Annotated in this window: 13 protein-coding genes; 9 read left to right on the top strand and 4 right to left on the bottom strand. The window is 50.4% G+C overall.

Going from position 1 to position 13,442, the window contains the following annotated elements; translation table 11 throughout:
- Window positions 1-47 precede the first annotated feature (47 nt).
- Together DWZ03_RS07845 and DWZ03_RS07840 are read right to left on the bottom strand one after the other, a co-directional pair.
- On the bottom strand, window positions 48-1,544 hold the full coding sequence (locus DWZ03_RS07845; protein ID WP_117749278.1) for an acetyl-CoA hydrolase/transferase family protein: 1,497 nt from the start codon (window positions 1,542-1,544) through the stop codon (window positions 48-50).
- A 73-nt stretch (window positions 1,545-1,617) separates the two neighbouring features.
- Window positions 1,618-1,998 (bottom strand): hypothetical protein, encoded by a 381-nt coding sequence (locus tag DWZ03_RS07840; RefSeq protein ID WP_117749277.1) that lies wholly within the window; start codon window positions 1,996-1,998, stop codon window positions 1,618-1,620.
- A gap of 394 nt (window positions 1,999-2,392) precedes the next feature.
- Here DWZ03_RS07840 and miaB point away from each other — a divergent pair, with 394 nt between their 5' ends.
- Window positions 2,393-3,766 carry a tRNA (N6-isopentenyl adenosine(37)-C2)-methylthiotransferase MiaB gene (gene miaB, locus DWZ03_RS07835; protein ID WP_005825279.1) on the top strand — a complete coding sequence of 458 codons (1,374 nt, stop codon included), beginning with the start codon at window positions 2,393-2,395 and terminating at the stop codon, window positions 3,764-3,766.
- 102 nt (window positions 3,767-3,868) lie between these two features.
- On the opposite strand, the gene DWZ03_RS07830 is transcribed toward miaB, so the two are convergent.
- Window positions 3,869-4,372: a DUF3836 domain-containing protein gene (locus DWZ03_RS07830; protein ID WP_008662312.1), complete on the bottom strand. Its 504-nt coding sequence runs from the start codon at window positions 4,370-4,372 to the stop codon at window positions 3,869-3,871.
- Window positions 4,373-4,744: 372 nt separating this feature from the next.
- Between DWZ03_RS07830 and DWZ03_RS07825 the strand changes: the two genes are divergently transcribed.
- The 8 genes from DWZ03_RS07825 to metK all read left to right on the top strand — a co-directional run bounded on the left by DWZ03_RS07825 (window position 4,745) and on the right by metK (window position 11,945).
- On the top strand, window positions 4,745-5,644 hold the full coding sequence (locus tag DWZ03_RS07825; RefSeq protein ID WP_057281498.1) for a class I SAM-dependent methyltransferase: 900 nt from the start codon (window positions 4,745-4,747) through the stop codon (window positions 5,642-5,644).
- An 82-nt stretch (window positions 5,645-5,726) separates the two neighbouring features.
- Window positions 5,727-6,602, top strand: coding sequence for a cell division protein FtsX (locus DWZ03_RS07820; RefSeq protein ID WP_005825286.1), 876 nt, complete (start codon window positions 5,727-5,729; stop codon window positions 6,600-6,602).
- 83 nt (window positions 6,603-6,685) lie between these two features.
- Window positions 6,686-6,925 (top strand): DUF3098 domain-containing protein, encoded by a 240-nt coding sequence (locus tag DWZ03_RS07815; protein ID WP_005833999.1) that lies wholly within the window; start codon window positions 6,686-6,688, stop codon window positions 6,923-6,925.
- A gap of 156 nt (window positions 6,926-7,081) precedes the next feature.
- A complete protein-coding gene (locus DWZ03_RS07810) occupies window positions 7,082-7,873 on the top strand; it encodes an undecaprenyl-diphosphate phosphatase (protein WP_005825291.1) in 792 nt (263 codons plus the stop codon).
- Between the two features lie 116 nt (window positions 7,874-7,989).
- Window positions 7,990-8,697: a tRNA pseudouridine(55) synthase TruB gene (gene truB / locus DWZ03_RS07805; protein WP_005825294.1), complete on the top strand. Its 708-nt coding sequence runs from the start codon at window positions 7,990-7,992 to the stop codon at window positions 8,695-8,697.
- Window positions 8,698-8,813: 116 nt separating this feature from the next.
- Entirely contained in the window at window positions 8,814-9,872 is a 1,059-nt protein-coding gene (queA, locus tag DWZ03_RS07800; RefSeq protein ID WP_005825296.1) for a tRNA preQ1(34) S-adenosylmethionine ribosyltransferase-isomerase QueA, read from the top strand.
- 2 nt (window positions 9,873-9,874) lie between these two features.
- The gene (folK, locus tag DWZ03_RS07795) at window positions 9,875-10,351 is read left to right on the top strand and encodes a 2-amino-4-hydroxy-6-hydroxymethyldihydropteridine diphosphokinase (RefSeq protein ID WP_005825297.1); all 477 of its coding nucleotides are present in this window, start codon (window positions 9,875-9,877) and stop codon (window positions 10,349-10,351) included.
- Window positions 10,352-10,652: 301 nt separating this feature from the next.
- Entirely contained in the window at window positions 10,653-11,945 is a 1,293-nt protein-coding gene (gene metK, locus DWZ03_RS07790) for a methionine adenosyltransferase (RefSeq protein WP_120129511.1), read from the top strand.
- Between the two features lie 136 nt (window positions 11,946-12,081).
- Here the strand turns inward: metK and DWZ03_RS07785 are convergent, their stop codons facing one another.
- Window positions 12,082-13,290, bottom strand: coding sequence for an ATP-binding protein (locus DWZ03_RS07785; RefSeq protein WP_005834009.1), 1,209 nt, complete (start codon window positions 13,288-13,290; stop codon window positions 12,082-12,084).
- Window positions 13,291-13,442: the final 152 nt, after the last annotated feature.

The raw sequence follows: 13,442 nt of genomic DNA, 5'->3' as shown, positions 1-13,442 counted from the left end.
CGCGGCATATCTTTCGGGCGGTTTCTCTCCGCCTTTGAGGGAGCGGTTTATTTATACTGTGCCCAGTCTACATTCTTCATGTCTCCACTTTTGGCCAGCTCAGCGTGCATAGCCAGTGCGGCGCGCAGAGCGTGGGGAGTTTGTGATTTGCCGTCGGTCAGCTTCAGGTAATCCCACAGTATGTTCTTGTAGTCCGGATGGACACAGTTTTCGATGATGGCTTGTGCACGTTCTTTCGGACTCTTGCCGCGGAGGTCGGCCACACCTTGTTCGGTGATGATGATGTTGACGTCATGCTCCGTGTGGTCCATGTGCGAAACCATCGGCACGATAGCCGAGATTTTACCTTCCTTGGCAACGGACGGACAAGTGAAGATGGAGATATAGGCATTGCGGGTGAAGTCACCGCTTCCGCCGATGCCGTTCATCATCTTGGTTCCGCCGATGTGCGTGGAGTTCACGTTGCCGTAGATGTCGGCTTCGATGGCGGTGTTGATGGAGATAACACCGAGTCGGCGCACCACTTCCGGGCTGTTGGAGATTTCCGACGGACGGAGCACCAGCTTGTCGCGGAAGAAGTCCATATCCTGGTAGATGCCTTCCAGACAGTCGTTCGTTACGGTCAGTGAGCAGGCGCTGCCGAATTTCACGCGGCCTTCGCGGATAAGTCCGATAACAGAGTTCTGGATGACTTCTGTGTACATTTCAAACGGCGGGATGGTCTTGTCACGTCCCAAAGCACCCAATACGGCATTGGCAATGTTGCCCACACCGGATTGCAGCGGCAGGAAGGTAGGCGGAATGATTCCGCGTTTCATGTCGGCGGCAAGGAAGTCGGCCACGTTCTGTCCGATTTTGTCGGTCAGCGGGTCGGCGGCGGCAAACGAACGTGCCTCGTCCGGCCAGTTGGTCTCCACTACGCCCACAATCTTCTTAGGGTCTACCTGTATGTAGGGCAGGCCGATGCGGTCGCTCGGCTTGTAGATGGGGATTTCGCGGCGGCAGGGCGGGTCGAGGGGTTCGTAGACGTCGTGCAGGCCCATGGCGTTCTTGCTGTGGGCGGCATTCAGTTCCACGATAATCTGGTCGGCCAGGCGGCAGACAGTCGGAGCGATACCGCCGGCTGCCGTCAGGTAGATTTTACCGTCGGGAGTAACCTCGCATGCCTCGATGATGGCAACGTTTACTTTTCCCATGAAACCATAGCGTACTTCCTGCGCCATCTGTGAGAGATGGATGTCGTTGTAGGCTATTTCGCCATTGTTCACGGCTTTGCGGAAGTCGGAGTTGGTGGTGTAGGGCGCGCGGTAGCGGATGGCCTTGACGCGCGAGAGCACACCGTCGCAAGAGTCTCCGGTAGAAGCACCGGTGAAGATACCTATCTGGAACGGGTTTCCTTTTGCATGTTCTGCTTCCGCGATTTTTGCTAATTCAGCCGTAACGGCTTTGGCTGTTCCTGCGGGAGTAAATCCGCTCAAGCCGATGTTGTAGCCATGTTTAATCAGGCTCGCAGCTTCTGCTGCCGAAATGTAATTGAGTGCCATAATATAAATAGTTATTTTTTCGTGTAAAGATTCTGAAGGGGCTCGTAATTGGTTCTGCAATTATCGACTGTCTTTAATATTTCCGTTGAAGTATTTCTGACCAGATGATGGCTTTCCTCGCTTCTTCTGCCGAGTGGATGCCGTATTCGGACGTTACTTCATCGGATTCTTGCGGACGGGATGCCGGGGAGGGAGGGGAAGCCTTTATGGAAGTGTGCTTGGATTTGGCAGACGGTTTGGATACCGGCTTGGGCTTTTCTGCCGGCTTGGGGCCTCCGGAAATAAAGCCTCCGTAAGTATCTCCGCCCCAGTATTCGGGCAGTGGGTTGTCAACGTCGGGCATAGGTATGTCGGGACTCTTGTCAGCATTTTTATTTGCTTCTTTCTTAAACTGCTTGACGAGTCCGATTACTATGACAGCCGCAACTAACAGAAACTTGAAGACATCTTCCATATTCTTTTTGATTTTCCACCCAAAGATAGTGCAATTATCTCTTATCTTTGCTTTTGGGCAAAGTTAATTATTTAATCTGATTACAGCCAAGGAATTGGTAATAAAAAAGGGCAGCTTCACAGCTCCCCTTAATTTTTTTAACCTAAACCTTAACTATGAAAAAATCTAATGTTTCTTTCATTCCACAAATTTGTGAATTAATTTGCTCTATGCCAAATTAACACTCGGAAAATGTTTGCTCTCTTAACATAAATTAGCTGATAAGGCGCAGATTGACAACTTGTAATGGCATTTTTCTTTCATTTCATCCGTTTATTGGGAGGGAAGAAGTATCTTTGCGCTCCGGATGACAGATACCAACTTATGATATAAACTGATTTTAAACGAACTGATTATGGAAAAAGTAACGGGAGCAGACTTTAAATCTGCAACTGCTGATGACAACAAGAAGTTGTTTATCGAGACTTACGGCTGCCAGATGAATGTGGCCGACAGTGAAGTGATTGCATCCGTCATGCAGATGGCGGGATATTCGGTGGCCGACACCCTGGAGGAAGCCGATGCAGTGTTTATGAACACCTGCTCCATCCGCGACAATGCGGAGCAGAAGATTCTGAACCGTCTGGAGTTCTTCCACTCGCTCAAGAAGAAGAAACGCGGCTTGATAGTGGGTGTGCTGGGCTGTATGGCAGAGCGTGTGAAGGACGACTTAATCACCAACCATCATGTGGACCTGGTGGTGGGGCCGGATGCCTATCTTACTCTGCCCGAACTGATTGCCTCGGTAGAGGCCGGTGAGAAAGCCATCAACGTGGAGCTTTCCACTACAGAGACCTATCGGGATGTCATTCCCTCGCGCATCTGCGGAAACCACATCTCCGGCTTCGTCTCCATCATGCGTGGGTGCAATAATTTCTGTACTTACTGCATCGTTCCCTACACCCGTGGCCGTGAGCGTAGCCGTGATGTGGAAAGCATCCTCAATGAAGTGGCCGACCTCGTGGCAAAGGGTTATAAGGAAGTCACCCTGCTGGGACAGAACGTCAATTCCTACCGCTTCGAGAAGCCGGACGGAGAGACGATTACTTTCCCAATGCTGCTGCGCACCGTGGCAGAGGCAGCGCCGGGCGTACGTATCCGTTTCACTACCTCGCACCCTAAAGACATGAGCGACGAAACTCTCCAGGTCATTGCCGACATGCCCAACGTATGTAAGCACATCCACCTGCCGGTACAGAGTGGGAGCAGCCGCATCCTGAAGCTGATGAACCGCAAGTACGACCGCGAGTGGTATATGGACCGCGTGGCAGCCATCCGCCGCATCATCCCCGATTGTGGCTTATCTACGGATATATTCTCCGGTTTCCATAGTGAGACGGAGGAGGACCACCAGCTTTCCCTCTCGCTGATGGAGGAGTGCGGATACGATTCCGCCTTCATGTTCAAGTACAGCGAACGCCCCGGTACGCATGCTTCCAAGTACCTGCCGGACGATGTGCCCGAGGAGGTGAAGATTCGCCGTCTGAATGAAATCATCGCCTTGCAAAACCGTCTCTCTGCCGAGGCGAATGCCCGTTGCGTGGGCAAGACGTACGAGGTGCTGGTGGAAGGTGTTTCCAAACGCAGCCGCGACCAGTTGTTCGGCCGTACGGAGCAGAACCGTGTGGTGGTGTTTGACCGTGGCACGCACCGTGTGGGCGATTTTGTGATGGTGAAGGTTACCGAATCCAGTTCGGCTACGCTGAAAGGAGAAGAGGTAGCCGGCTGACGGGATAGAAAAGTCTCGATGACATCAGTATGATGACACCGGTATATAGAATAAAAGCACGGGCCGTGAGGCTCGTGCTTTCCATATTATAAACTTTAAATTTTATTCTGCCATGGCCAGAATATTCGCTACGTAGTCAGTCCTGTTGTAGCTTACCAGGGTCAATTCGGACTTTGGCGCGTCCTGATTGTAGAGTTTGTAAGCTACCGGCATGTTTTCATCGTTCAATTCATACACACTTTTCTTCATGTCTTTGTCATAAGCCTTGTGAGACTCGTTCCAACGTGCGTAGGACATGGTGATTTCATCATTGCCATATTGGTATGTCATCTTAAAGTAAGGTGTCCATTCGTCTTTTGCACCGTCCCACTTGGAGGCTTCTTTGCAGGTCAGGCGTTTCTGGTCGTCATAAGAGTATTCATAACGGATGTGCCGGTAAAGTTGTGCACCGTCTTGCTTAAAGATGGTCTTGGCAACTACTAATTCGTTTTTCACTTCTTCATTGGTGATGAAGTTGTTTTCCTGAGCTTTCACTTCTGTATTCATAACGCTTACGATAGTCATTGCTACGAATGCGACTGCCTTGAATAAATTTGTAGTTTTCATAATCTTTATTTTTAATTGTTGTTACTTACTCTGTTTCTTTTAGACGTTGTTCCCGATTAAAAAGTTGCATTCCAACTAATCTTTTTCTCAAACGCCTTCGCCTAATTATAGTCAATTCCCATGCCAAAGATTTAAGTTGTTGATAATCAATGAATAGATGCTTTCGAAAACTGTTCATTATCGGACAGTTGTCCGCTTAATATCGAACAGTTGGTCATTCGTTCCGCCGGCTGGCCGGAGCAAGTGTTTGTTTTCTTAAATCTCCTTAATGGAAACCCTATAAATCACTTTTTATTTGTTATTTTGCACCAAATTTAGGTATGGTGTGGTCTGTTTCATTCGGGCTGCACTTCCTTATTGGCAGAACGTTCGATGAATAAACTCACTATAAAAGCTTGTCCGTTATGTGGTGGAACGCATTTGGAGCGTGCCCTGACATGTGTAGACCATTATGCCTCGGGCGAAATGTTCCACTTGTGCCGCTGCCGGGATTGCGGTTTCCTTTTCACGCAGGACTTTCCCGTGGAGGCTGAAATCGGTCGTTACTACGAAACTCCTGATTACATATCACATACCGATACCCGCAAGGGGGCGATGAACTCCGTGTACCATTGGGTGCGCAACTATATGCTGGGACGCAAGGCACGCCTTGTGCTCCGTGAAGCACACCGCAAGGAGGGCAGCCTGCTGGATTTGGGTACGGGGACCGGTTACTTTGCCGATGCCATGCAGCGTCGCGGCTGGCAGGTGGAAGCTGTGGAAAAGAGTGCGCAGGCGCGTGCCTTTGCCAAAGAACACTTCAATCTGGATGTGAAACCCCATACGGCATTGAAAGATTTTGCACCGGGCAGTTTCGATGTCATCACCCTATGGCATGTCATGGAACATCTGGAACCCCTCAACGAAACGTGGGAAACCCTGCACTCCCTGCTGACTGAAAAGGGGGTGCTGATTGTAGCTGTGCCCAACTGCTCCTCCTTCGACGCAAAGAAATACGGGGCTTACTGGGCTGCCTACGATGTGCCCCGCCATTTGTGGCACTTCACACCGGGCACCATCCAGCAATTCGGTTCCAAGCATGGTTTCATCATGGCAGAGCGGCATCCCATGCCGTTCGATGCCTTCTACGTCTCCATGCTGACAGAAAAGCACATGAGGCACTCGTGTACTTTCCTGCGGGGAATGGTGACCGGTACACTGGCCTGGTTCAGCGCGTTGGTGAAGAAGGAACGCAGCAGTTCCATGATTTACGTGTTCAGGAAGAAAGGGTGAGAAAAGGGATTAGGGATTAATGATTAATAGCGACTGATTTACATAACTTGTAGCTTGTAACTCGTAACTTATAATTGGTATAATGAAAGCAAAGAATAACTCGGTATCCTATTTTGACATGCAGTTCATTACGTCCAGCATCAGTACGACGCTGGTGTTACTGCTGTTGGGGCTGGTTGTATTCTTTGTGCTCGCGGCTCATAATCTTTCCGTGTACGTCAAGGAGAACATCAGTTTCTCCGTGCTTGTCAGTGACGACATGAAGGAGAGCGACATCCTGAAGCTTCAGAAGAGGCTGGACAAGGAGGCTTTTGTGAAGCAGACGGAATACATTTCCAAGAAGCAGGCACTCCGCGAGCAGACTGAGGCGATGGGTACGGACCCGCAAGAGTTCCTCGGCTACAATCCTTTCACTGCCTCCATCGAAATCAAGCTGCATTCCGACTATGCCAATTCGGACAGCATCGCCAAAATAGAGAAACTGATTAAAAAGAATACCAATATCCAGGAAGTGCTCTACCAGAAAGACTTGATAGATGCCGTGAACGATAATATAAGGAATATCAGCTTGATGCTGCTGGGGCTGGCTGTGATACTGACGTTTATCTCCTTTGCGCTGATAAACAACACCATCCGTCTGGCTATATATTCCAAGCGTTTCCTTATCCACACCATGAAGCTGGTGGGGGCAAGCTGGGCATTCATCCGTCGTCCGTTTCTGCGGCGCAATTTCTGGATAGGTGTGCTGGCCGCTTTCATAGCCGACAGCATTCTGTGGGGAGCCGCCTATTGGCTGGTGTCCTACGAACCGGAGTTGGTCAAGGTGATTACGCCCGAGGTGATGGTGCTGGTGTCGGGTGCCGTGCTGGTGTTCGGTGTACTTATTACGTGGCTGTGCGCTTTGCTTTCCATCAACAAATATCTGAGGATGAAGGCAAGCACACTGTATTATATTTAACGCCTTGAAGTGCATAGAGAGAAAGCACTGTTATCGCAGCCCCCAAATAGTAAATTGTAAATAGTAAAATAGTAAATGTATAGATGAGTAAAGAGAAATTCGCTTTTGATAAGACCAATTTTATCCTGCTTGGCATCGGAATGGCGGTGGTTATCATTGGTTTTCTTCTGATGACCGGCCCCGTGTCTACCCCGACGACCTTTGAGCCGGACATTTTTAGTGTGAGACGCATCAAGGTGGCTCCGGTAGTTTGCCTGCTGGGGTTTGTGTTCATGATATATGCCGTGCTGCGCAAGCCTAAAAGCTGTCGTGCAGAGGAGTAAACTTTCAGACGTGGATTACACAGATGACGCAGATTGGAATATTAGAAATCCGTGTCATCTGCGTTATCTGCGTCTGAAAAATAATCAGAAAGAAAGTAGTAACAGAGCTTCCGGACAGCCCCTCCGGCAACTCAAGAACTTAAAAACTTAAACAAATTGGAATGGTTTGAAGCGCTTATCCTTGGGCTTATTCAAGGACTGACCGAATATCTGCCGGTGAGCAGTAGCGGACACCTCGCCATCGGTTCGGCATTGTTCGGTATTGAGGGAGAGGAGAATCTTGCTTTTACGATAGTGGTACATGTGGCTACGGTGTTCAGTACGCTGGTGATACTCTGGAAAGAGATTGACTGGATTTTCAAGGGACTGTTCAAGTGGCAGATGAACGAGGAGACACGTTACGTCATCAATATACTGGTATCCATGATACCTATCGGCATTGTGGGGGTATTTTTCAAGGACGAAGTAGAGGCCATTTTCGGTTCGGGACTGGTCGTTGTGGGCTGCTGCCTGCTGCTGACAGCTCTGCTGCTGTCTTTCTCCTATTATTATAAGCCGAAGCAGAAGGAGAACATCAGCATGAAGGATGCCTTTATCATCGGTCTTGCACAAGCATGCGCGGTGCTTCCGGGGCTTTCCCGTTCGGGCAGTACCATTGCAACCGGTCTGTTGCTGGGCGACAACAAGGCGAAGCTGGCACAGTTCTCTTTCCTGATGGTGATGCCTCCCATCCTGGGCGAGGCACTGCTGGATGGAATGAAGATGATGAAAGGTGAGGCGGTTGCAGGGGATATTCCGACACTTTCGCTGGTGGTAGGTTTCCTGGCTGCTTTTGTTTCGGGCTGCCTGGCCTGCAAGTGGATGATAAATATTGTGAAGAAGGGCAAGCTGATTTATTTTGCCATCTATTGCGCGATAGCCGGTGTCATAACGCTCATATTAAGCTAAAGTCCCCTCCTTGTGTGGGGGGAAAGACTGATTACTCCGGAAATCAATAAGAGAAAAATATTAAGTTGTACCATTTTATCCCCCTCCCTACCGGGGAGGGGTTAGGGGAGAGGCCAATGAATTTTAAAGAAGGAGAAGTCCTCTATTTCAATAAACCGCTGGGATGGACATCGTTCAAGGTTGTGGGACATGCGCGTTACCACATCTGCCGGCGGATAAAGGAGAAGAAGTTGAAAGTAGGCCATGCCGGTACCCTCGACCCGCTTGCTACGGGGGTGATGATAGTCTGTACGGGCAAGGCCACGAAACGGATTGAGGAATTCCAGTATCACACGAAGGAGTACGTCGCCACCATCCGGTTGGGCGCCACCACTCCCTCTTACGACCTGGAACATGAGATAGATGCCACCTATCCCACGGAGCACATCACCCGCGGACTGGTGGAGGAGACGCTGAAGAAGTTCATCGGCGAGATACAGCAAGTGCCTCCCGCCTTCTCGGCATGTATGGTGAACGGGAAACGTGCCTACGACCTTGCCCGCAAGGGAGAGGAGGTAGAGCTGAAACCCAAGTTGCTCGTCATCGACGAGATAGAGCTGCTGGACGACGGGCTGGATATTGCCGAACCGTGGATAAAGGTACGCGTAGTATGCAGCAAAGGAACCTATATCCGCGCCCTGGCACGTGACATCGGCGAAGCCCTGCAGAGCGGCGCTCACCTCACCGCCCTGGAGCGTACCCGCGTAGGCGACGTCCGGCTGGCAGACTGCCTCAATCCCCTCGATTTTAAAGAGTGGATAGAGGCGCAGGAGATAGATATTTAGTTATAAGTTATGAGTTATTTGCTATGAAGTGTAGCATACTGCCGGATAACTCATACCCTCTTATGACTAAAACAGACTGATATAAATAATAAATAACTTATAACTCATAACTAATTATGAAACTGTCGCAATTCAAATTCAAGCTTCCCGAAGAGAAGATAGCTTTGCACCCCACGAAGTACAGAGACGAGTCACGTCTGCTGGTGTTGCACCGTAAGACGGGTGAGATTGAGCACAAGATGTTCAAGGATGTTCTGGACTATTTTGATGACAAAGATGTGTTTATCTTCAACGACACCAAGGTTTTCCCTGCCCGCTTGTACGGTAACAAGGAAAAGACCGGTGCGCGTATTGAAGTGTTCTTGTTGCGTGAGTTGAACGAAGAGCTCCGGTTGTGGGATGTACTGGTGGATCCTGCCCGTAAAATACGTATCGGCAATAAGCTCTACTTCGGTGACGACGACTCTATGGTGGCTGAGGTTATCGACAACACCACTTCGCGTGGGCGTACGCTTCGTTTCCTTTACGACGGTCCGCACGATGAGTTCAAGAAGGCGCTCTATGCGCTGGGCGAAACGCCGCTGCCCCACAGCATCATCAACCGTCCCGTAGAGCCGGACGATGCCGAACGTTTCCAGTCTATTTTTGCACGCAACGAAGGAGCTGTTACGGCGCCTACCGCCAGCCTGCACTTCAGCCGCGAGCTGATGAAGCGTATGGAAATCAAGGGTATTGACTTTGCCTACATCACCCTGCATGCCGGCTTGGGTAACTTCCGCGACATTGATGTGGAAGACCTCACCAAGCACAAGACAGACTCCGAGCAGATGATTGTGAACGAGGAAGCCGTACGGATTGTGAACCATGCCAAAGACCTGAACCGCCAAGTCTGTGCCGTAGGTACCACCGTGATGCGTGCCATCGAGAGCACCGTCAGCACCGACGGACATTTGAAGGAATACGAGGGTTGGACCAACAAGTTCATCTTCCCGCCGTACGACTTTACCGTGGCCAATGCCATGATATCCAACTTCCACATGCCGCTCAGTACCCTGCTGATGATTGTTGCCGCTTTCGGCGGTTACGAGCAGGTGATGGAGGCATACAATGTGGCATTGAAGGAAGAGTACCGCTTTGGTACGTATGGAGATGCGATGCTGATTACAGACCGGTAATTATGGTTGTTTATTTCAGTCTTGGTACCAATCTCGGCGATAAGGAGCAGAACCTCCGCATGGCCGTCCAAAAGATAAGAAAGCAGATAGGTGAAGTGATTTCCCTATCTGCTTTTTATGCTACTGCTCCGTGGGGCTTTTCTTCCGATAATACTTTTCTGAATGCCGCACTCTGCGTAGACACTGCTTTGGCGCCTTTGGAGGTGTTGCAAACGACGCAGGAAATCGAGCGGGAGATGGGGCGTACGCATAAGTCTGTCAATGCAGTGTATAGCGACCGTGTGATAGACATCGACCTGTTGCTCTGTTTTGCCGATGACGGTACTCCCGTTTTGCTGGATACTCCCGAACTGAAACTTCCTCATCCGCTGATGCAGGAACGCCGTTTCGTGATGGAGCCGTTGGCGGAGATTGCTTCAGGCGTGGTGCATCCGGTATTGGGAAAGACAATCGGGGAATTGTTGCAAAATCAGTGTTAATCTCTGCTATCTGTAGCGCAGATACAAGATTTCTTTTTTATCTTTGCCTCCGAAAAGCGAAGATAGGCTGCACCTCAGCATAAAAAATGAACAAGTTCATTTTGTTCTGCGTTCGGTTTGCACTATCTTTGCCCCCGAAAAACGATATGTGGAGAGATTTGAGTAGCTTGCAACCACAGAAAAAAATGCTAAAACACATCCTTTTCTGACGGCACGTTTGTGTGCCGGATGCATCTACTCCACACACCTCCTTCCGCCATTCGTTGAATTATCAATTATCAACTATCAATTCTCAACTGAAATGGGATATTTATTCACATCCGAATCGGTGTCTGAAGGACACCCCGACAAAGTGGCCGATCAAATATCGGACGCTGTGCTTGACAAACTGTTGGCCTACGACCCCAGTTCGAAAGTAGCTTGCGAAACTCTGGTTACTACCGGTCAGGTAGTGCTGGCTGGAGAAGTGAAAACCAAAGCGTACGTTGACATGCCTCTCATCGCACGCGAAGTAATCAAGAAAATCGGCTATACCAAAGGCGAGTATATGTTCGAGAGCAATTCGTGCGGCGTGCTGAGCGCCATCCACGAGCAGAGCCCCGACATCAACCGCGGCGTGGAGCGACAGGACCCCATGGAACAAGGTGCCGGAGACCAGGGAATGATGTTCGGTTACGCCACCAACGAAACGGAGAATTACATGCCGCTTTCACTGGACCTTGCACACCGCATCCTGCAAGTGCTGGCAGATGTCCGTCGCGAAGGCAAGGTGATGACCTACCTCCGTCCCGACGCCAAGAGCCAGGTGACCATCGAATATGATGACAACGGCACACCCGTACGCATCGACACCATCGTAGTCTCCACCCAGCACGACGACTTCGTCCAGCCTGCCGACGACAGTGATGCCGCCCAGCTGAAGGCCGACGAGGAAATGCTCGCCCAAATCCGCCGGGATGTAATCGAGATTCTGATGCCGCGTGTCATTGCCTCCATCCATCATGAAAAGGTGCTGGCACTGTTCAACGACCGTATCACATATCACGTCAACCCCACGGGCAAGTTCGTAATCGGTGGTCCCCACGGTGACACCGGGCTGACGGGACGCAAGATTATCGTAGATACCTACGGCGGCAAGGGTGCCCATGGCGGCGGCGCTTTCTCCGGAAAGGACCCCTCTAAGGTAGACCGCAGCGCAGCTTATGCAGCCCGCCACATTGCCAAGAATCTGGTAGCTGCCGGCGTTGCCGACGAAATGCTGGTGCAGGTAAGTTACGCCATCGGTGTGGCACGCCCCATCAATATTTTCGTAGATACTTATGGCCGCAGCCACGTCAATATGAGCGACGGTGAGATTGCCCGTAAGATTGACGAGCTGTTCGACCTTCGCCCCAAGGCAATAGAAGACCGCCTGAAACTGCGCAACCCCATCTATCAGGAGACTGCCGCCTACGGACACATGGGCCGCGAGCCGCAGACCATCGTCAAGCATTTCAAGAGCCGCTACGAAGGCAACAAGGACATTGAAGTGGAACTCTTCACCTGGGAGAAGCTGGATTATGTGGACAAGGTGAAAGCCGCATTCAGCCTATAGCCTCCCCTAATTGTCAATTATCAATTATCCATTGAAAAAGTAATCAGCGTAGCTTTACGGCTATTTATATAGAAGGCTGCCCTTCTGCTCCGAAGTATCGGGACGGAAGTGGCAGCCTTTGATTTCCTTAATTTGGCTATCCGAGCAGGAACTCGCTGGCAGGTATCATTCGGATTGTCTTCCCGTCTTCTTCGAAACGATCGGCCTGATTGGTGGTCACGATGACACCCTCCGTAAGGTTGAGTGCCTTCATGGCTTCCAGCAGTCCGTTGTATTCGCGGGTGAAGTTCAGTTCGGTTATCTGGTGGCAGACTTGGACGGCGCGGCACACTTTGCCTTTCTCGCTGACTATGAAGTCGCATTCCCCCTTGTCTTTATAGTAGCAGATGCTGCCCGGTTGCCTGCGCAGATGCAGGAAGATAAGGTTCTCCAGCTTATGCCCGGTAGCGTCCGAGAAGTTGGCCGCAGCTTCGTTCACCAACCCTAAGTCCATGGCATATACTTTTTTCGGATTCCGAGCTTGCACCTTCAGCGAATAATTGAAGATGGGCACGAACTCCAGCAGATAGGAACTTTGATAGAACGAGAAGTAATCCAAGAAGGTAGACGTTGCCTTTATATCGAACATCCCGGTCAGTTTCCCCGCCGATACAAGGTTGCCTACATTGGATAGCAGGTAGACGGCAAGTGCGCGTAGTGAGTTCACATCCTTTATCGAATTGCGTATGGCGATGTCCCGTATCAGGATGTCGTCAATCAGTGTGTTCAGGATAATCTCGGCATGATACTTCACATATTCCGGGATGCCCCCATCGTGCAGATAGGCCGAAAGCGAATCTTCACCGGCAGGCAGGTTTCTGAACGACAAGAACTCTGAATAAGAGAAGGGAAAAAGCTCCATCGGGATGTGTCGGCCGGTGAGGTGGGTGCCCAGTTCCCTGCTCAGCAACGAGGCGTTGGAGCCGCTGATGAATATGGTATATTCTGCATTGAGCATCTGATGGATAAAGATTTCCCATTTGGGGATAATCTGTATCTCGTCGAAGAACAGTACGCGGATGCCGCGGCGTTCTATCTCCCGCAATAGGCGGGTGAAGTCATCGGCATCGAAGTTGGCAAGGCGGATGTCCTCAAAGTTCAGGTAGAGCGCCTGGTCGTACTTCCGGGACATGAGTTGCCGCAAGAGGGTGCTCTTGCCACAACGGCGGATGCCGGTGATGATGGTGGCAAACGAAGGTACTGCCGGTACGCCGGCCAGTGCCTCGCGCGTCAGTCCGTTTTCTTTTTTGCGGAATATCTCGGCTTGCGCATCCAATATAGCCGATATTTCTTCTTGTCTGATCATCTTGTTAGGGGATTGATTCCTGCAAATATACGAAATCGTTTGTTACTAACAAATGATTTCGTAGTTTACCAGCAAACGAATATTCTATTTGCAGGAGTCAGAAGGAGGTGTTCATAGTCGGGGAGTTATCAGGGGAGGTAGAAGGAGTTATC

Source organism: Bacteroides sp. AF29-11 (genome assembly GCF_003602895.1).
GTDB lineage: Bacteria > Bacteroidota > Bacteroidia > Bacteroidales > Bacteroidaceae > Bacteroides > Bacteroides uniformis.
Note: the sequence above shows the minus strand (reverse complement) of the source record. Positions and strands in the feature narration are given on the sequence as shown.